Origin of the sequence: Demequina soli (assembly GCF_000971195.1) — a bacterium.
GTDB classification, from domain to species: Bacteria; Actinomycetota; Actinomycetes; order Actinomycetales; family Demequinaceae; genus Demequina; species Demequina soli.
The window spans coordinates 424,212-441,489 of the sequence record NZ_BBLZ01000002.1; the positions used below are offsets into that span (position 1 = coordinate 424,212).

Genomic DNA, 17,278 nt, shown 5'->3' on the forward strand with positions numbered 1-17,278 from the left:
GGGGTCGTTGCAAAGCCCGGACTCCCAGGTACTGTGTCTGCATGACGCGAATTGTTTTGGTCGAAGATGACCCGACCATTTCAGAACCCTTGACCCGTGCTTTGGGCAGGGAGGGGTACGACGTCGAGTGGCATGGCACCGGCGCGGGAGGGGTCGGGGCCTCGGATGACGCGGACCTGGTGATCCTTGACCTGGGCCTTCCCGACATCGACGGCGTCGATGTCGCGCGCCGCATCCGCGACAAGGGCCTGCAGGTGCCCATCCTCATGCTCACGGCGCGCGCCGACGAGGTGGACCTCGTGGTGGGCCTCGACGCCGGCGCCGACGACTACGTCACCAAGCCGTTCCGCCTCGCGGAGCTGCTCGCGCGCGTCCGCGCCCTGCTGCGCCGCCGCACCGGCTCCGACGCGGGCGGCGACATCGAGGCGGGCGCGGTCCGCATCGACATCGCGGGCCACCGCGCGTACCTCGACGGGGACGAGCTCCAGCTGAGCGGCAAGGAGTTCGACCTGCTGCAGGTGCTGGTCGCCAACGCCGGCTCGGTCGTGTCGCGCGACACGCTCATGCGGGAGGTGTGGTCCGCCGACCCGGGCGCGCCGTCGAAGACCCTCGACATGCACGTGTCGTGGCTGCGCCGCAAGCTCGGCGACGACGCGTCGCGGCCGCACTTCATCACCACGGTCCGCGGCATGGGCTTCCGCTTCGAGAACGGCGCCTGAGGGGCCCCGTGCGCCGCCGCGTCCTCGCCGCGACGTTCTCCGCGCTCGCCGTCGCGGTCGTCATGCTCGGCATCCCGCTGGCGGTCGCGGCCGCGCAGATCATGCGCGACGACGCCCTCCAGAACCTCGACACGCGCGCGACCGTCGCCGCGCGCTCGCTCGACGTCCGCTACCAGTCGGGCGAGTCGATCAGCGAGGAGAACGTCGCGTCGTTCGTGTCGACCACGCCCGGCGCGCCCGAGTACATCTCCGTGGTGCTGCCCGACGGGTCGATCCTCACGGCGGGCGAGAAGCCGTCGCACGCCTACGCCGAGGGCTACACCACCGAGTCCGGCATCACCGTCAACGCGTACCTGTCCCAGTGGGACGTGTTCTGGCAGGCCGCCCGCATCGTCGGCCTCGTGCTGGCGAGCGGGATCGTCGCGATCGTCGCGGGCGCCGCGATGGCGATCTGGCAGGCCAACCGCCTGTCGGCGCCTCTCGTCTACCTCGCGGGCGCGGCCGAGCAGCTCGGCTCGGGCCAGGTGCGGCCGCGGCTCGAGCGGACCGGGATCGAGGAGATCGACCTCGTCGCCGACGAGCTCGCGCGCTCGTCCGACCGCATGGCGGCGCGCCTGGCCACGGAGCGCCAGTTCGCGGCCGATGCGTCGCACCAGCTGCGCACGCCGCTCACCGCGCTGTCGATGCGCCTCGAGGAGATCTCCGCGCTCACCGACCAGGACGACGTGCGCGAGGAGGCCGAGCGCTCCCTCGAGCAGGTCGAGCGCCTCGTGGGCGTGGTCGACGAGCTGCTGGGGCGCTCGCGCCGCGCGCTCGGCTCCGGCACGGAGCTCGTCCAGCTCGACGAGGTCTTCGACCAGCAGCGCGAGGAGTGGGGTCAGCCGTTCGCGCAGGCGGGCCGCCGGCTCATCATCGCGCCCACCGGGTCGACGGTGTTCGCGACCCCGGGCGGGCTCGCGCAGGTGCTCGCCACGCTCATCGAGAACTCGCTCAAGCACGGCGGCGGCACCACGCGCGTCGCCGCGCGCGACTCCGGGCAGAACCACGCCGTGGTGATCGAGGTGACGGACGAGGGCGCCGGCGTGCCCGAGGAGCTTGCGCCCCGCATCTTCGAGCGCGAGGTGACGTCGGGCCGCGGCACGGGCCTGGGGCTCGCGCTCGCGCGCGACCTCGTCACCGCGGACGGCGGCCGCCTCGAGCTCGCGCAGCGCGTGCCCGCGACCTTCGCGATCTTCCTCCAGGGCGTGCCGAAGATGGTCGGCATCGACGAGATCGTGCCGCACGCGCGCGAGGATCGGCGCCGCAGGCGCCGGTAGCGGCCCGCCTACGCCGCGGCGTCGCCGTCGTCGGACGATGCGGTGCGCGCCGCATCGTCCACCGGCGGGTGGAAGACGAACAAGCCGTAGCCCACGTAGCGCGTGACCGTGCCCAGGCCGATGCCGACCAGGGAGAACAGGTTGTCGTCGAGCACCGTGTCGAGCCCCCACCAGTGGTGCGAGACGAACAGCACCCCGGCCTCGACCACGAGCGCGACGCCGTTGATGAGCGCGAACAGGACCGCCTCGCGGGCGGGGCGGTGACGGCTGCGGCCGCGGTACGTCCACTCCCGGTGCGCGACCCACGCGAACAGGATCGAGGCGAGCGTCGCGATGATCTTCGCGGTGACGACGCGATCCACGCCGCCCGCGACCTCGGCGTCGGGGCTGAGCGGGCCGAGGCGCAGCAGGTTGAACACGCCGAGGTTGACGAGCACGCCCACGATGCCCACGACGCCGAACCGCGTGAGCTCTCCCGCGCGTCCGCGCACCCAGCGCCACACTGCAGTCACGAGGGACGAGCCTAGCCCCCGGTAGTTTGTTCCCATGACCCCGATCGTCGCCGTCGTCGGCGGTGGCCAGCTCGCCCGGATGATGGCGGCTCCCGCCACCGCCCTGGGCGTCACCCTGCGCGTGCTCGTCGAGTCGCGCGAGGCCGCCGCCGCCCTGCCCGCCCACGAGACCGTGGTGGGCCTGCCCACCGACCCCGACGCGGTCGCGCGCCTGCTCGCGCACCCGCGTCCCGCCGCCCTCACCTGGGAGCACGAGCACATCCCCGCCGAGGTGTTCGACGCCGCGGCCGCCGCGGGCGTGCCCGCGCGCCCGGGCCTGCACGCGCTGCTGTTCGCGCAGGACAAGATCGAGATGCGCACACGCATGGACGAGCTCGGCCTGCCCAACCCCGCGTGGGCGCACGTCGAGACCGAGGCCGACGTCGAGGACTTCCTCGCGCGCCACGGCGGCCACGGCGTCCTCAAGACCGCGCGCGGCGGCTACGACGGCAAGGGCGTGCGCGTCGTCGCCTCGCCCGCCGAGGCGACCGACTGGCTGCGCGCCGCCGCCGACGGCGGGCCGCGCGTCCTCATCGAGGAGAAGGTGCCGTTCGACCGCGAGCTCGCGGTGCTCATCGCGCGCCGCCCCTCGGGCGCGTCGCTCGCGTGGCCCACGGTCGAGTCGATCCAGCGGGCCGGCGTGTGCTCCGAGGTGATCGCGCCCGCGCCGTCGCTCCCCGAGCACGTCGCCGAGGAGGCCTCCCGCATCGCGGCGACGGTCGCCGACGGGCTCGACGTCACGGGCGTGCTCGCGGTCGAGATGTTCCTCGCGGGCGACCGCATCCTGGTCAACGAGCTCGCGATGCGCCCGCACAACTCGGGCCACTGGACCATCGACGGCTCCGTGACGAGCCAGTTCGAGCAGCACCTGCGCGCGGTCCTCGACCTGCCGCTCGGCTCGACCGAGCCGACCGCCCCGTGGACCGTCATGGCGAACGTGCTGGGCGGCGCCCGCGGCACGCTCACCGACGCGCTCGCGGAGGTGGACGATGCGGGGGCCAAGATCCAGCTGTACGGCAAGGGCGTGCGCGCGGGCAGGAAGGTCGGGCACGTCAACGTGTCGGCCGCCACGCGCGACGAGGCGTACCGGCGCGCGGTGACCGCCGCGGCGATCGTTCGAGATGGAGGAGACGCATGAGCGTGCGCGTGGGGATCGTGATGGGGTCGGACTCCGACTGGCCCACGATGAAGGCCGCGGGGGAGGCGCTCGACGAGTTCGGGATCTCCTACGAGAAGGACGTGGTGTCCGCGCACCGCATGCCCGAGCAGATGATCGCGTACGGCCGCGAGGCGGAGTCGCGCGGCCTGTCGGTCATCATCGCGGGCGCCGGCGGCGCCGCGCACCTGCCCGGGATGCTCGCCTCGGTGACGACGCTGCCGGTCATCGGCGTGCCGGTCCCGCTCAAGCACCTCGACGGCATGGACTCGCTCCTGTCGATCGTGCAGATGCCCGCCGGCGTGCCCGTGGCCACGGTGTCGATCGGCGGCGCGCGCAACGCGGGCCTGCTCGCCGCGCGGATCCTCGGCGCCGGGGCGGGGGAGGAGGCCGCCGCGCTGCGCGAGCGGATGCGCGCCTTCCAGGACCAGTTGCGCGAGATCGCCTACGCGAAGGGCGAGGCGCTCCGCAACGCCTGACGCGCATCGTCCCCGGACAGCACGACGGCCCGGCCCCCGAGGGGACCGGGCCGTCGTGCTGTCCGGGATCAGCCGACGGTGCAGTCGGCCAGGATCTCCTGCTGGGTCTCGCGCTTCGGGGTCGCGCTGACGCTCGGCGACGACGACGCTGAGGGCGAGGCGGAGGTGCTCGGCTTGGCGGTCTTGGACGGCTTGGGGGTCGAGGACGTGTCCGGCTCGAGGACCGTCTTCATCGACTTGTCGGCCTTGAGCGCGGCGAACACGTTGTCCGCATCGGGCTCGGTCCACACGACGTCGCCGCTGCCGTCGCCGGGGTAGTGCCACGGCACGGTCGCGAAGTAGAGGTTGTCGGTGTCGAAGTTGCGCAGGCTCCACGCGAGGCCGAGCAGGTAGTGCGAGTCGCCCAGCGTCGGGTCCATCGTGAGCGAGTTCGCCAGCGCGGTGATGAACTTGGTGCCCTTGGTCGCGTCGGTGAGGAGGTTCAGCCCGAGCGCCTTGCGCGTCATGTTGGTGAGCAGCTCCTGCTGCCGCTCGATGCGCATGAGGTCGGTGCCGTCGCCCAGGCCGGTGCCGGTGCGGGCGCGGGCCCACGCGAGCGCGGTCTTGCCGTCGAGCACGTGGCTGCCGGCGGTGAGCTTGAGGTGCGCCTTCGGCGCGTCGACGTCGTTGGGGATGCACATCGGGACGCCGTCGAGCGCGTTGACCATGTCGACGAAGCCCGAGAAGTCCACCACGGCGTAGTGGTCGACCAGGATGCCCGTGAGGTCGTACACGGTGGTCGCGACGCACGCGGCCGCCTCGGCGATGTTGCCGTTGCGCCCGCCGTTGGCGAAGGCGATGTTGAACTTGCCCGTCCAGCCCTTGACGGTCGACCCGTCGAGCATCTTGCAGTCGGAGATCTGCACGCGCGAGTCGCGCGGGATCGACAGCGCCTCGACGCGGGAGCGATCCGCGGAGATGTGAAGGATGATCGTGGTGTCGTTGCGCATGCCGCCCACGGAGTCGCCGCTCAGCTGGCCGTTCTCGTCGAGGCGGGAGTCCGAGCCGAGCAGCAGGATGTTCTGCGCCTTGCCCTGAGCCTCGTCGACCGGGTCGGCGTCGGCGGACGCGCTGATCGCCGGGGTCTCCGGGAGCAGGGCGCTGATGTCCTGCGTGCTGAACGAGTCGTTGATCCGGCTCAGGCTGGTCTCGGCGAAGACGACGCCGAAGCCCAGGACCGCGGCAACGATGCCGAGCACGGCGCCCAGGACGCGGTGGGAGGGGACGCGAGTCGCGTGGCGCAGCCGCCTGCGGCGACGATGGTCCGAGACCTCGACGGTCATTCATGCTCCTGAGTCCGGCGTGCGCGCACGCGATGTCGATACTGCTGGCGACTCAACGCGCGCTCGCGGCCATGAGTTCCTCCACCCTGGTCATCGGCACTGCGAGAGCAGGTCTTCAGTCGTGGTGGTGGCGGAGGTGGGGGCATCGCTGGACGTCGCCGAGGACGAGGGAGTCGAGGAGGGCGTGGAGGTGCTCTTCTTCTTGCCGTCATCCCAGGCGGAGCTCGCGTCGCCCGCGGTGGTCACGGAGATCGGTCGGTCGTTGCGGATATCGTCCCACATCTGCTCGGCCTCGGGCAGGATGTCGACGTTGAGGCGATCCTCCGTGTACTCCCACGGGACGGTCTGGAAGTCGATGTCCGCCGGGTCGAGACCGCGCAGGCTGTAGGCCAGCCCGACGAGGTACGAGGTATCGGCCATCTCGGGGTCCATGGTGAGCGACTCGGCGGCCGCGCGCAGGAACGCGGTGAGCTGGTCGGCGTCGGTGAGCAGGTTCTTCGACAGGACCGTCGCGGCGACCTGCGACAGCAGCTGCTGCTGCCGCGTGATGCGCTGGAGGTCGGAGCCGGACACGCCGCCCTCCTCCGCGGTCCGCAGCCGCGCGTACGCCAGCGCGGTCTCGCCGTCGAGCACCTGGGGGCCCGCGTCGAGCTCGAGGTGCGCCTTCTTGGAGACGATGCGCTCGGGGATGCACATCGGCACGCCGCCGAGCGCGTCGACCATCGTGACGAAGCCCTCGAAGTCGGCGACGACGTAGTGGTCGATGCGGATCCCGGTGAGCTGCTCGACGGTCTTGATCGTGCAGGCGGCCGCCTCGGCCGCGTTGCCCTTGGCGCCGCCGTTCGCGAACGCGATGTTGAAGTCGCCGTGCGTGGCGGGGACGGTCGAGCCGTCGAGGTAGGTGCACTCGGGGATGTCGACCTGCGCGTCGCGGGGGATCGACACCGCCTGGACGCGTGCGCGGTCGGCGGAGATGTGCACGAGCATCGTCGTGTCGTTGCGCATGCCCTGGATGGTCGAGCCGCCGTCGAGGCTGCTGTTGTCGCCCGAGCGCGAGTCGGAGCCCATCACGAGGATGTCGAGGGCGGCTCCCGCGTCGGCGTCCGCGGGCGCCGACGGCCGGTCGGAGCCCACGAGGTCCGTCACGTCCTGCGCGCGCGCCCCGAGCGTCGCGTCGAGCTGCCCGATCACGGTCCCTGCATAGGAGACGGTGAAGCCGAGGAGCGCGACGGCCGCGAGCAGCGAGAGCCGGCCGATGCGGCGGGCGCGGCTGTGATGCGCGTGGCGCGGCCGCGTGTCGGGCGTGTCGGCCATGCGTCTCCTCTCGCGGTCCCTGCGGCGCATTGTAGGCATGGCGCACGGGGGGCTCCGGGGCGCCGCGACGGGGGTGCGAGGGACGATGCGGGGACACGCCCGGACGCGTGCGTGCCGACGCAGGGATGATGCGGCATGGCGTGCCGTGTGACGGCTGTGTAAATAGTTGGGACAAAGTGCACCTCTGGACTTGACGCGGACTGATTACACGGCTGTAATTTCCTGTGACGGGGACGGGCAGGATCTCCGTTGTGATCGGAGGTGGGGCCCCGTGTGGAATATCTACGACGGATCGGTGCCCTCTGACGCAGGCAAGCCGGCATCGACCCTCGCGTCGGTGGTGGACATCTTCAGCGCGACCGACGACGACGGTCCGCTGGCATGGCAGGAGCGCGCACTGTGCGCCCAGACCGATCCCGAGGCGTTCTTCCCCGAGAAGGGTGGCTCCACGCGTGAGGCGAAGAAGGTGTGCGCGTCGTGCGACGTGCGTTCCGAGTGCCTCGACTACGCGTTGGCCAACGACGAGCGGTTCGGCATCTGGGGTGGGCTGTCGGAGCGTGAGCGCCGCAAGCTCAAGCGGCGCGCTGTCTAGCTGGAAGGCCTGCGTGGGAGCGCGATGAGTGCTGCGCGCCTGCTGGTGCGCGCGATCGTGGTCTCCGACGGTCGTTCGCCGCGGCTGCCGGAGGTCCTCGGCGCGATCGCCGACCAGACCCTCCGCCCCGACATCCTCGACGTGGTGATCCCCGCGGATGCGGAACGGCCCGCCGTCCCCGAGGGGCTCGCCGTCGAGTTCGTCGAGGGCGGCCGCACCTACGCCCAGGGCATCGCCCGGGTGCTCGGGGCCGCCCCGGCCCACCCCTACGAGTACCTCTGGCTGCTCCACGACGACACCGCCCCGCTTCCCACCGCGCTCGCGCAGCTCGTCGCGACCGCGAAGAAGCGCACGGCCGCCGCGGTCGTCGCGCCCGCCCACGTGCGCTGGGACGACGTGACGCGGCTCGTCAACCTCGGCGTCACGACGACCCGTGTCGGCGCGCGCCGCATCGACCTCGTCGACGAGGACGACATCAACCAGGGCCAGTACGACGAGCGCGACGACGTCCTCGCCGCCTCGCTCGCCGCCGCGCTCGTGCGCCGCGACGTGTGGGACGAGCTCGGCGGCCTCGAGCCGGCCTACCGCGGCTTCGGCGACAGCCTCCACTTCTGCCGTCTCGCGTGGCGCGCGGGCCACGACGTCGTCATCGTGCCCGTCGCGAAGGTGCGTCACGCCCAGGACTCCCTCACGGGCGCGCGGTCCCTGTCGTCGCGCGATCGAGGCGCGTCCCGGCGGCGCGACTCCTCCTACGGCCAGCGGCGCACCGGAGAGTGGGTCCATGCGCTCGCCTGGGCGCCCGCGCTCGCCGTCCCCTTCCTGGTCCTGTGGTCGTTCGTCTCCGCCGCGTTCCGTGCCGTGCTGCGCATCGCGCAGAACGAGTCGCGCATGGTCGGCGCCGACCTGGCGGTGCCGTGGCGCGTCCTGGCACGCCTGCCGCGCGTGCCGGCGATGCGCGCGCGGGTCAGGCGCAGCGCGACCCGCCCCCCGTCGGCCGTCGCGCCGTTCCTCGTCGGCACCCGCACGGTGCTCACCACGATCCGCGGGCGCGAGCTGCGCGCTTACGACCGCTGGCGCGCGCAGTCGGCGCCGTCCGACATGGTGCGCGGCGAGCTGGCGGACGCGGCCGTGCGCCGGCGTCTCGGCCTCGGGGTCGTCACGACGCTCGCGCTCGCCGCGTCGATCGCGCTGCACGGCACCTGGCTCACGGCCCTCGCCTCGGGCCGCATGCTCGCCGGCTCGGCGCTCGGCGTCACCGACGTCCCGCTGGACGCCCTGTGGGAGCGCACGTGGTCCGGCTGGAGCGCCGACGGCTTCGGCTCGCCCGCGCTCGACGGATCGTTCGCCGCGCTGCTCGTGCCCGCGGCGGCGCTGCCCGGCGGCACGCGCGTGTGGATCGGGCTGCTGCTCGCCCTCGGGGTCGCGCTCGCGTCCGTGTCCGCGTGGTTCGCGCTCGGCACCGCGACCCGGTCGGTGTGGGCGCGCGGCCTCGGCGCGCTCGCCTACGGCCTGTGGCCCCTGCACCTCCAGGCGATCTCCGACGGGCGCGTGGGTCCCGTCATCGCCCACGTCATGCTGCCGTGGTTCGCCATGGGACTCATGCGGGCCGCTGGCTGGCACCGCGGCGAGGCCGTGGGCGGGGGCGAGGAGTTCCCCGCGACCCGCACGCCGTCCCCGAGCGCCGCGATGGGCGCCGCGTTCTCGTTCGCCGTCATCGTGGCGGCGTCCCCTGTCCTGCTGCTGCCGCTGCTCGCCGTGATCGTGGTCGCCGGTGCGTTCGCCGGTCGCGTGCGGTGGCGCGTGTGGTCCGCGGCGCTGCCCGCGCTCGTCGTGTCCGGCCCGGCCCTGGTCGCGGCCTGGCACGCCGGGCCCCTCACCCGTGACGCGTGGGCGATCCTGGCCCGCGAGAACGGCCCCGCGCTCGCGTCCGGCGTGGTCGAGCCGTGGCGCATCGTGCTGGGGCTGACGGACTCCTCCGCAGCCGCGGCGGTCCTGCCCGGGCTGCCCGGCACCGTCGTGGTGGGCGCCATCGGGCTCGTCGTGGTCGCCGCCGCGGTGCTGGCCGTCGCCTCCGGGCGCGCGCCCTGGGCGGTCGCCGCCGGCCTGATCGTCGCCGGCATCGGCGTCGTCACCGCCGCCGGCGCGCAGGCCGTCGTCGTGGTGAGCCCCGACGGCGCGGGCGCCGCCGCCGCGAACGGCTTCGCGGGACCCGGCTCGTCCCTCGTCGCCGCCGGCCTGATCGGCGCCGCCGCCGCCGCATCGTCCCAGGTATGGAACGCGGGCGAGGGCCGCGGCCGCGCCGCGGTGCGCCTCGCCTCGTCGGTCGCCGTCACCCTGGCCGCGGGCGTGCTCGTGGCGTCCGTGGTCGTCGAGGCGTGGCCCGGCCGTGCCGAGCGCGGCGACGTGCACCCGTCGACGCCCGTGGTGCTGCCGCTCGTCGCCGAGCTCGAGCAGCGCCTCGCGACCCGCGAGCGCGTGCTCGTGCTGCACGACACCCCCGGCGGGGTCGACTTCACGCTGCTCGAGGACGACGGCACCACGACCCTCACGGGCCGCGCGCAGGTCGCCGCCGACGGCAGCCCGCTCGCGCGTCCGGGCGAGTCCCCGGCCACCCCCGCGACGCTGTCCGAGGCCGTCGCGACCCTCGCGGGCGCAGGCGAGGGCGCCGACCGGACCCTCGCCGACTGGGGCATCGGCGTGCTCGTCGCGGCGCCCGGCTCCTCGACCATCGCGGGCTCGCTCGCGCAGATCCCCGAGCTCAGCCTCATCGGCGCGAGCGACGTCGGCACCAGCTACCGCGTGTCGCGGCCGGGCTCCGACCAGCCGATCGCGCGCGCGTGGATCGCCACCGAGGACGGTGCCGTGACCACCCTCGACTCCGACTCGTGGACCGGCGCCACCGCCTCGGGCGGCGCCGCGGGCACCCTCGTCATCGCGGCACCCGCCGACCCGGGCTGGAGCGCGACCGCCGACGGCTCGCCGCTCGCGGCCGTGGACGATGCGCAGGGCCGCGCGGCCTTCGCCGTCCCCGCCGGCGCGCAGCACGTCGCGTACCGCTACGAGGACGCCGACTACCGCGTGTGGTGGTGGGCCGCGCTCGTCGCCGTGGCCTGGGCGATGGTGGGCATGATCCCCCTGCACGACCGCCGCTACCTGGCGGTGCGCCGATGATCCGTCGCCTCGTGGTGCTGGGTGCCGCGGCCGCCGCGATCGTCGCGGTGGTCGCGTCGGGCCGCATCCCCGTCGACCCGCCCGTCGACGCCGCGCCGTACGCGGGCGAGGTGACGCCCGCCGTCCAGCCGCTCGCGTGCCCCGGCCCCGTCGAGGTGCCGGTCGGGGAGATCGACGCGGGCGACCCGGACCTCGGCTCCGGCTCGAGCGACAAGACCTACCAGGCGCTCGGCGACGGCCGCAGCGACGCCGGCGCGGGCTTCCTCGCGCGGGCCGACGCCGCGGCCTCGGTCGAGCGGATCGGCTCGGGCGACGTCGCCGGCCTGGCCGCCGCGACATGCCTCGCGCCGGTGCGCGACCAGTGGCTCGTGGGCGGCTCGACCTCCCTCGGGTCGAGCGCCCGGCTCGTGCTCACCAACCCGACCGACGCGTCGACCGAGGCGACCGTGACCTTCTACGGCGCGCTCGGACCGCTCGAGGAGCGGTCGGTGGTGTCGATCGCCCCGGGCGGCCAGCAGGATCTGCTGCTCGAGGGCACGGTCGCCGAGGTGCCCGCGCTCGTGGTGCGGGTGAGCGCGACCGGCGCGGGCGTGGTCGCCCACCTCCAGGACTCCCGCCTCGACGGCTTCCAACCCGCGGGCACCGACTGGGTGGGCCGGGGCGCCGCGCCCGCCACGGCGCTCGTCGTGCCGGGCGTGGGCGCCGGCGCGGACGCCACCACCACGCTGAGGCTCATGGCGCCCGAGGGTGCGACCGCCGACCTCACGCTCGTCGGCGACGACGGCCCCGTCGACTGGGGCGGCGTGTCGAGCCTCCAGCTCGACCCCGGGGTGGTCACCGAGGTCGAGGTGCCGCAGATCGACTCCGGCGCGATCGAGATCCACGCGGACGCTCCCGTGGTCGCCGCGGCGATGCGCAGCGTGCCGCGACCCGTCACCGACGGCCCCGCCGGCGCGGTCGAACGCGACCTCGCGTGGATGCCCGCGCAGGCCGTGGACGGCGCCGAGGCGCGCAGCGTCGTGGCGACCGACCACGTCGTGGCCGTCACGGTCCACACCGCGAGCGGGGGGCGGTTCACCCTGACCGATGCGAGCGGCGCCGTCGTCGCCCAGCAGGCCATGGCGGCGCACACCACCGCGACCCTCCCGGTGGCCGTCGCCGCCGGCACCGTGCTCACGGCCGAGGGGCGCTTCGCGTGGTCCCTCGAGCTCGAGGACGATCCGGGGTTCGTCGCGACGCTCGTGCCGCGCGCCACCGGCGTCGAGACGGCGACGGTCGAGGTGGGCCAGGTCCCGTACGTGGGTCCGGGCGCGGGCTCCTGACCGCGCGGGGCGCTCAGCCCTGGCCGTACTCCGGGTCGATCTCGTCGGGGGAGCGGCCCAGCACGTGGGCGACGTTCTCGGCGACCACGTCGCGCACGAGGCCGGGCAGCTCGTCGGGCTCGGCGCGCTCCTCGAGCGGGCGGCGGTAGAGCACCACACGCGTGGGCTGGCCGAGGTCCGCGGGGAACAGCCGGCCCAACGGCACGGCGTCCTCCCACGGCGTGGGGTCCGACGGCGGCACGTCCTCCGTGCCGAACTCGATGCGGCCCCACTGGTCGCCCCAGCGCGGCTCGAGGCGGTCCACCGCATCGGCCACCAGGTCGTCGAAGCGCTCGGCCCGCGTCCGGTAGCCGGGTGCCCCGAAGGGAAGAAGCGGCCTGCGGAGGCCGCGGCCGTGACGATCGCGCCGGGACATACGGCGAGGGTAACGCGGCTGCCCCGCCGCAGGCGGGGCCGGCGCGCGAGCCGGTGAGCGCCGCGCGGGTGGCCGCGCGCCCGCGCGCCGGACGCGGCGCGGCGCGGCGCGGGGGTACCGTCTCTCACGTGATCGCCACCCGTCAGTGCTCGCGCTCGTCGTGCTCGCGCCCCGCCGCGGCGACGCTGACCTACGTCTACGCGGACTCCACGGTGGTGGTGGGCCAGCTCTCGGCCGCCGCGGAGCCGCACAGCTACGACCTGTGCGCCCACCACGCCGATCGCCTCACGGCGCCGCGCGGCTGGGACGTGGTCCACATCCAGAGCGAGTTCGTCGAGCCGCCGCCGTCGGACGACGACCTCGAGGCGCTCGCGCGCGCGGTCCGCGAGGCCGGGCGACCCCGCCCCACGCCGGCGTTCACGCCGCCCGCACCGGTGGCATCCGAGCCGCGCCGCGGCCACCTGCGCGTCATCTCCAACGACGCCTAAAGACAGGGCAAACGCGGTGCCGCTAGTCTGACCGCGTGACTGACGCTCCCGACCTGTCCCAGCTCATCAAGTCGTACGACGTCCGAGGCATCGTGGGCGAGACGCTCACCGCCGAGGTCGCGACCGCCATCGGCGCCGCCTTCGCGGACGCGATCGTGCTCCCCGAGGGGGAGACGACCGTGGCGATCGGCCACGACATGCGCGACAGCGGGCCGTGGCTCGCGGACGCGGTGGCCGCCGGCCTCACGGGCCGCGGCGTCGACGTCGTGCGCATCGGCCTGTGCTCGACCGACGGGCTCTATCACGCGTCCGGCGCGCTGGACATCCCCGGCGTGATGATCACGGCGAGCCACAACCCGGCCGCCTACAACGGCATGAAGCTGTGCCGCAGCCGGGCCCGCGCGGTCGGGGACAACTCCGGCCTGGCGGACGTGCGCGCGCTCGCCTCGCGCTACCTGGTCGAGGCGCCCGCGGCCGCGGGGACGCCGGGCACGGAGACGATGCGCGACATGGTGGGCGAGTACGGGGCCTTCCTGCGCTCGCTGGTCCCGCTCGACGGCATCCGCCCGCTCAAGGTCGTGGTGGACGCCGCCAACGCGATGGCCGGCTACACGGTCCCGGCGGTGCTCGGCACCGCGGCAGGCCTGCCCGAGGTCCCGCTCGAGATCATCCCGCTGTACTTCGAGCTCGACGGCACGTTCCCGAACCACGAGGCGAACCCGCTCGACTCGTCGACCCTGGTGGACCTCCAGGCCGCCGTGAAGGCGCACGGCGCCGACATCGGCCTCGCCTTCGACGGCGACGCGGACCGTTGCTTCGTCATCGACGAGCGCGGCGAGGTGGTGACGCCTTCCGCGATCACGTGCCTCGTGGGCCTGAGGGAGACCGCGCGCGAGCTCGCGACGGACCCGGATGCGAAGCCGACCGTGATCCACAACCTCATCTCCTCGCGCGCGGTGCGCGAGCAGCTCGCCGCGGCGGGCGCGACGCCGGTGCGCTCGCGCGTGGGGCACAGCTTCATCAAGGCGGAGATGGCGCGTCTCAACGCGGTCTTCGGTGGTGAGCACTCGGGCCACTTCTACTTCCGTGACTTCTTCTACGCGGACTCGGGGATGATCGCGGCGATGCATGTGCTCGCGGCGCTCGGCACCCAGGACGGCCCGCTGTCCGCGATGATCGCGGCGCACGAGCCGTACACCGCATCCGGCGAGATCAACTCCACGGTCGCCTCGGTGCCGGACGCGCTCGCGCGCGTCAAGGCGGCCTTCGTGACCTCCGACGTGTACTCCGACGAGTTCGACGGCCTCACCGTCGAGCACTGGCCCGCGCCGGGCGAGGGCGAGCGCTGGTGGTTCAACGTCCGCCCCTCCAACACCGAGCCGCTGCTGCGCCTCAACTCGGAGGCGGACGGCGCCGCGCTCATGGAGACGATGCGCGACCGCGTGCTCGCGGTCATCCGGGAGGGCTGAGTGTCCACCGAGGGCGGCACCAAGGCGGTCGTCGCCGCCCTGAGCGCCAACCTGGGCATCGGCGTGACGAAGTTCGCGGCGTACGCCCTGACCGGCGCATCGTCCATGCTGGCCGAGGCCATCCACTCGGTCGCCGACTCGGGCAACCAGCTCCTGCTGCTCCTGGGCGCGCGGAAGGCGCGCCAGGAGGCCACCCCCGAGCACCCCTTCGGCTTCTCCCGGTATCGCTACTTCTACGCGTTCGTGGTCGCCGTCGTGCTCTTCACGCTCGGCGGATGCTTCGCGCTGTACGAGGCGTGGCACAAGTGGCAGCACCCCGAGCCCATCGAGTCATGGCAGTGGGTGCCCATCGCGGTGCTCGTCATCGGCATGGTGCTCGAGGGCCTGTCGTTCCGCACCGCGATGCGCGAGTCGAACAAGATCCGCGGCAACGTCGGCTGGGGCCGCTTCATCCGCCGCTCCCGCTCGCCCGAGCTGCCCGTCATCCTCCTCGAGGACTTCGGCGCGCTGGTGGGCCTCGCGTTCGCGTTGGTGGGCATCGCCATGACGCTGATCACGGGCAACGGGCGCTGGGACGCGTTCGGCACCGCGATGATCGGCGCCCTGCTCGTGTGCATCGCGCTCGTGCTCGCGCGCGAGACCCGCGAGATGCTGCTCGGCGAGTCCGCGACGCCGGAGGACGTCGCGCGCATCCGTGCCGCGCTCGCCGAGGGCGGCTACCCCGACGTCATCCACCTGCGCACGTCCCACCTGGGGCCCGAGGACATCCTCGTCGCGGCCAAGGTTGCCGCCCGTCCCGACGAGACGCTCGCCGAGGTCGCCGCGCGCACCGACGGCGCAGAGGCGCTCATCCGCGCGGCGGTGCCGGCCGTCAGGCTCATCTTCATCGAGCCCGACGTGCGCCACGGCGCCTGACCGGCCCCCACCCCGGTTCGGGACGCTCAGTCCTCAGAATCCGGCCCCGACCCACGGTTCGGGACGCTCAGTCCTCGCCGGCCTCGGCGCTCCGGCGCGCCTCCGGTCAGTCGGCGTCGGGGATGCCGTACGGGAGTCGCCGCAGCGCAGCGCCGTCCCGGTCGGCGCGCGCCATGCGCGCCTCCTCGAGCGCCTGCTCGCGATCGCGCCGGGCCACCAGCACCGCCGCGAGGAAGTCCTCGGGGTGGGTGCCCGCGGGCGGCGGCGGCGCCACGTGCGTCGCGAGCTGCTGCGACAGGCGGGTGCCGATGCGCACCCGGGACGGCGCGTGCATCGTCCCCGCGCGCGCGAGGAACATGCGCGCGGTGAGCGCGAGCCCATCGGGCAGGCGCGTGATGTCGGCCGTCGCCGCCCACCCCGCGAGCGTCGCCGGCATCGCCAGCCGCGGCAGCGCGCGCCGCGCGCCGCGGGTGCGCATCGCGTACGTGCCCGCCACGTAGTCGCCCAGGCGCTTGCCGCGCGCGCTGAACGCCGACACGGTCGCGGCCAGCATGCCGAGCGTGCCGTACAGCTCGAGCACACCTAGCAGCGCGCGCGCCGCGGCGTGGCGCACGCTCACCGGGCCACCGTCGTCGCGGACGATGCGCAGCCCCGCCGCCCAGCGTCCGAGCGACAGGCCGCGCGTGAGGGTCTCGACGGTCATGGGCAGCAGCACGAGACATGCCACCGTCCACGCGACGGTGATCGCGCCGAGCCACGCGTCGTTCGCGCCGGCGGCGGCGCGCTGGAGCACGGACGTCCCGACGCTGTAGAGCGTGAGGGTGGACAGGATGTCGATGGTGCCCGACAGGATGCGCAGCGGGACCGATGCGGCGCCCGAGTCGAGCACCACGCCCTCGCCGATGAGGATCGCGTCCTCGTCCGTCATGCGTCCTCCCAGGTTCGCCGCCCCTGTGGCATCGTAGCCGCGTGGACATCGACTCCTTCGGCGCCGTGCGCGAGGCCCGCTGGGCGCGCCTGAGGGAGCTCGCGCGGGCACGACGGCTTACCGGCGCGGAGGCGGACGAGCTCACGCGCCTCTACCAGGCCACCGCGGGCGACCTCGCGGCCGTGCGCTCGGCGGCGCCCGAGCCATCGGTGGTGTCGCGGCTGTCGGTGCTGCTCGCCTCCGCGCGCGTGTGGCTCACGGGCGCGCACACGCTCTCGACCCGCGACGTGCGCCGCTACCTCGCCGTGAGCCTGCCCGCGGCGCTGCACCGCGTGCGCTGGTGGGGGGTGGGCGTGACCGTCGCGGTGGTGGGGCTCGCGTTCGTCACCGGCTGGTGGACGCTGTCGCACCCGGACTCGCTCGACCTGGTCGGGCCGCCCGACGTGCGCGCCCAGATCGCGCAGCAGGAGTTCGCGAGCTACTACACCGAGTACGACTCGACGTCCTTCGGCGCCCACGTGTGGACCAACAACGCGTGGCTCGCGGCGCAGTGCATCGCGTTCGGGATCACCGGCGCGTACCCGCTCTACCTCATGTACCAGACGGTGCTCCAGCTCGGGGTCGCCGGCGCGGTCATGGGCGAGGCGGGCGCGCTCGACGTGTTCTTCCAGCTCATCGCGCCGCACGGGCTGCTCGAGCTGTCGGCGGTGTTCGTGGCGGCGGGCACCGGGCTGCGGCTGTTCTGGACGATGCTCGTGCCGGGTCCGCGCCCGCGCGGGCGGGCGCTCGCCGAGGAGGGCCGCGGGGCGATCGGCGTCGCGCTAGGCCTCGCGATCGCGCTGCTGTGCTCGGGCCTGATCGAGGGCTACGTCACCGGCTCGAGCCTGCCGTGGTGGCTCAAGGTGGTGATCGGCGCGGTCGCGGCCACCGCGTTCTGGATGTACATCTTCGTGGCCGGCCGCGCGGCGGTCCGGGCGGGCGCCACGGGCGACTCCGAGGGCGACTTCGCGACGGACCAGGCGGCGCTCGTCGGCTGACCGCACTCTTGTGCCCGTGCGCTCCTGCGCGTGACCCCCTTCACACAGGATCTGCATCTCGGCCGCGCCACGTCGGGGTTCGCC

16 protein-coding genes are annotated in these 17,278 nt (G+C 74.0%); 11 read left to right on the forward strand and 5 right to left on the reverse strand.

Going from position 1 to position 17,278, the window contains the following annotated elements:
• Window positions 1–41: 41 nt before the first annotated feature.
• Together AOM04_RS05380 and AOM04_RS05385 are read left to right on the forward strand one after the other, a co-directional pair.
• The gene (locus AOM04_RS05380) at window positions 42–719 is read left to right on the forward strand and encodes a response regulator transcription factor (protein WP_062463428.1); all 678 of its coding nucleotides are present in this window, start codon (window positions 42–44) and stop codon (window positions 717–719) included.
• An 8-nt stretch (window positions 720–727) separates the two neighbouring features.
• On the forward strand, window positions 728–2,035 hold the full coding sequence (locus tag AOM04_RS05385; RefSeq protein WP_062463431.1) for a HAMP domain-containing sensor histidine kinase: 1,308 nt from the start codon (window positions 728–730) through the stop codon (window positions 2,033–2,035).
• A gap of 8 nt (window positions 2,036–2,043) precedes the next feature.
• Here the strand turns inward: AOM04_RS05385 and AOM04_RS05390 are convergent, their stop codons facing one another.
• Window positions 2,044–2,547, reverse strand: coding sequence for a GtrA family protein (locus AOM04_RS05390; protein ID WP_062463434.1), 504 nt, complete (start codon window positions 2,545–2,547; stop codon window positions 2,044–2,046).
• Window positions 2,548–2,581: 34 nt separating this feature from the next.
• Here AOM04_RS05390 and AOM04_RS05395 point away from each other — a divergent pair, with 34 nt between their 5' ends.
• Window positions 2,582–3,724: a 5-(carboxyamino)imidazole ribonucleotide synthase gene (locus AOM04_RS05395; RefSeq protein ID WP_062463438.1), complete on the forward strand. Its 1,143-nt coding sequence runs from the start codon at window positions 2,582–2,584 to the stop codon at window positions 3,722–3,724.
• On the forward strand, window positions 3,721–4,221 hold the full coding sequence (gene purE / locus AOM04_RS05400; RefSeq protein WP_062463441.1) for a 5-(carboxyamino)imidazole ribonucleotide mutase: 501 nt from the start codon (window positions 3,721–3,723) through the stop codon (window positions 4,219–4,221). The genes AOM04_RS05395 and purE overlap by 4 nt, the downstream gene beginning before the upstream one ends.
• A gap of 68 nt (window positions 4,222–4,289) precedes the next feature.
• Here the strand turns inward: purE and AOM04_RS05405 are convergent, their stop codons facing one another.
• Window positions 4,290–5,543, reverse strand: a complete 1,254-nt coding sequence (locus tag AOM04_RS05405) for an LCP family protein (RefSeq protein ID WP_062463444.1) — start codon at window positions 5,541–5,543, stop codon at window positions 4,290–4,292.
• A 90-nt stretch (window positions 5,544–5,633) separates the two neighbouring features.
• Complete coding sequence (locus tag AOM04_RS05410; RefSeq protein ID WP_062463447.1) at window positions 5,634–6,857, reverse strand: LCP family protein; 1,224 nt, start codon at window positions 6,855–6,857, stop codon at window positions 5,634–5,636.
• A 337-nt stretch (window positions 6,858–7,194) separates the two neighbouring features.
• Between AOM04_RS05410 and AOM04_RS05415 the strand changes: the two genes are divergently transcribed.
• The 3 genes from AOM04_RS05415 to AOM04_RS05425 are packed head-to-tail and all read left to right on the forward strand — an operon-like array spanning window position 7,195 to window position 11,942.
• Window positions 7,195–7,449: a WhiB family transcriptional regulator gene (locus AOM04_RS05415; RefSeq protein ID WP_439645060.1), complete on the forward strand. Its 255-nt coding sequence runs from the start codon at window positions 7,195–7,197 to the stop codon at window positions 7,447–7,449.
• A 24-nt stretch (window positions 7,450–7,473) separates the two neighbouring features.
• Window positions 7,474–10,620, forward strand: a complete 3,147-nt coding sequence (locus tag AOM04_RS05420; RefSeq protein ID WP_082104408.1) for a glycosyltransferase family 2 protein — start codon at window positions 7,474–7,476, stop codon at window positions 10,618–10,620.
• Complete coding sequence (locus AOM04_RS05425) at window positions 10,617–11,942, forward strand: DUF5719 family protein (RefSeq protein WP_156160622.1); 1,326 nt, start codon at window positions 10,617–10,619, stop codon at window positions 11,940–11,942. Before AOM04_RS05420 ends, AOM04_RS05425 begins: the two co-directional genes overlap by 4 nt.
• Window positions 11,943–11,955: 13 nt before the next feature.
• Here AOM04_RS05425 and AOM04_RS05430 read toward each other — a convergent pair whose 3' ends face one another.
• Window positions 11,956–12,357, reverse strand: a complete 402-nt coding sequence (locus tag AOM04_RS05430) for a metallopeptidase family protein (protein WP_062463470.1) — start codon at window positions 12,355–12,357, stop codon at window positions 11,956–11,958.
• 128 nt (window positions 12,358–12,485) lie between these two features.
• Between AOM04_RS05430 and AOM04_RS05435 the strand changes: the two genes are divergently transcribed.
• Genes AOM04_RS05435 through AOM04_RS05445 form a run of 3 tightly spaced genes read left to right on the forward strand, consistent with a single transcriptional unit; the run spans window position 12,486 to window position 15,229 of the window.
• Entirely contained in the window at window positions 12,486–12,845 is a 360-nt protein-coding gene (locus AOM04_RS05435; RefSeq protein WP_062463473.1) for a DUF3499 domain-containing protein, read from the forward strand.
• Between the two features lie 35 nt (window positions 12,846–12,880).
• A complete protein-coding gene (locus tag AOM04_RS05440; RefSeq protein ID WP_062463478.1) occupies window positions 12,881–14,314 on the forward strand; it encodes a phosphomannomutase/phosphoglucomutase in 1,434 nt (477 codons plus the stop codon).
• The gene (locus AOM04_RS05445; RefSeq protein WP_062463481.1) at window positions 14,315–15,229 is read left to right on the forward strand and encodes a cation diffusion facilitator family transporter; all 915 of its coding nucleotides are present in this window, start codon (window positions 14,315–14,317) and stop codon (window positions 15,227–15,229) included. It abuts the gene before it with no gap.
• Window positions 15,230–15,335: 106 nt separating this feature from the next.
• On the opposite strand, the gene AOM04_RS05450 is transcribed toward AOM04_RS05445, so the two are convergent.
• A complete protein-coding gene (locus tag AOM04_RS05450; protein ID WP_062463483.1) occupies window positions 15,336–16,157 on the reverse strand; it encodes an RDD family protein in 822 nt (273 codons plus the stop codon).
• Between the two features lie 41 nt (window positions 16,158–16,198).
• On the opposite strand from AOM04_RS05450, the gene AOM04_RS05455 reads away from it, so the two are divergent.
• Window positions 16,199–17,194, forward strand: a complete 996-nt coding sequence (locus AOM04_RS05455; protein WP_062463486.1) for a stage II sporulation protein M — start codon at window positions 16,199–16,201, stop codon at window positions 17,192–17,194.
• Window positions 17,195–17,278: the final 84 nt, after the last annotated feature.

What these genes read in the sequence shown, in the direction of transcription:
- purE (WP_062463441.1), top strand. Translation starts at nt 3,721, where the DNA reads ATGAGCGTGCGCGTGGGGATCGTGATGGGGTCGGACTCCGACTGGCCC.
- AOM04_RS05450 (WP_062463483.1), bottom strand. Translation starts at nt 16,157, where the DNA reads ATGACGGACGAGGACGCGATCCTCATCGGCGAGGGCGTGGTGCTCGAC.
- AOM04_RS05425 (WP_156160622.1), top strand. Translation starts at nt 10,617, where the DNA reads ATGATCCGTCGCCTCGTGGTGCTGGGTGCCGCGGCCGCCGCGATCGTC.
- AOM04_RS05405 (WP_062463444.1), bottom strand. Translation starts at nt 5,543, where the DNA reads ATGACCGTCGAGGTCTCGGACCATCGTCGCCGCAGGCGGCTGCGCCAC.
- AOM04_RS05430 (WP_062463470.1), bottom strand. Translation starts at nt 12,357, where the DNA reads ATGTCCCGGCGCGATCGTCACGGCCGCGGCCTCCGCAGGCCGCTTCTT.
- AOM04_RS05380 (WP_062463428.1), top strand. Translation starts at nt 42, where the DNA reads ATGACGCGAATTGTTTTGGTCGAAGATGACCCGACCATTTCAGAACCC.
- AOM04_RS05420 (WP_082104408.1), top strand. Translation starts at nt 7,474, where the DNA reads ATGAGTGCTGCGCGCCTGCTGGTGCGCGCGATCGTGGTCTCCGACGGT.
- AOM04_RS05410 (WP_062463447.1), bottom strand. Translation starts at nt 6,857, where the DNA reads ATGGCCGACACGCCCGACACGCGGCCGCGCCACGCGCATCACAGCCGC.
- AOM04_RS05395 (WP_062463438.1), top strand. Translation starts at nt 2,582, where the DNA reads ATGACCCCGATCGTCGCCGTCGTCGGCGGTGGCCAGCTCGCCCGGATG.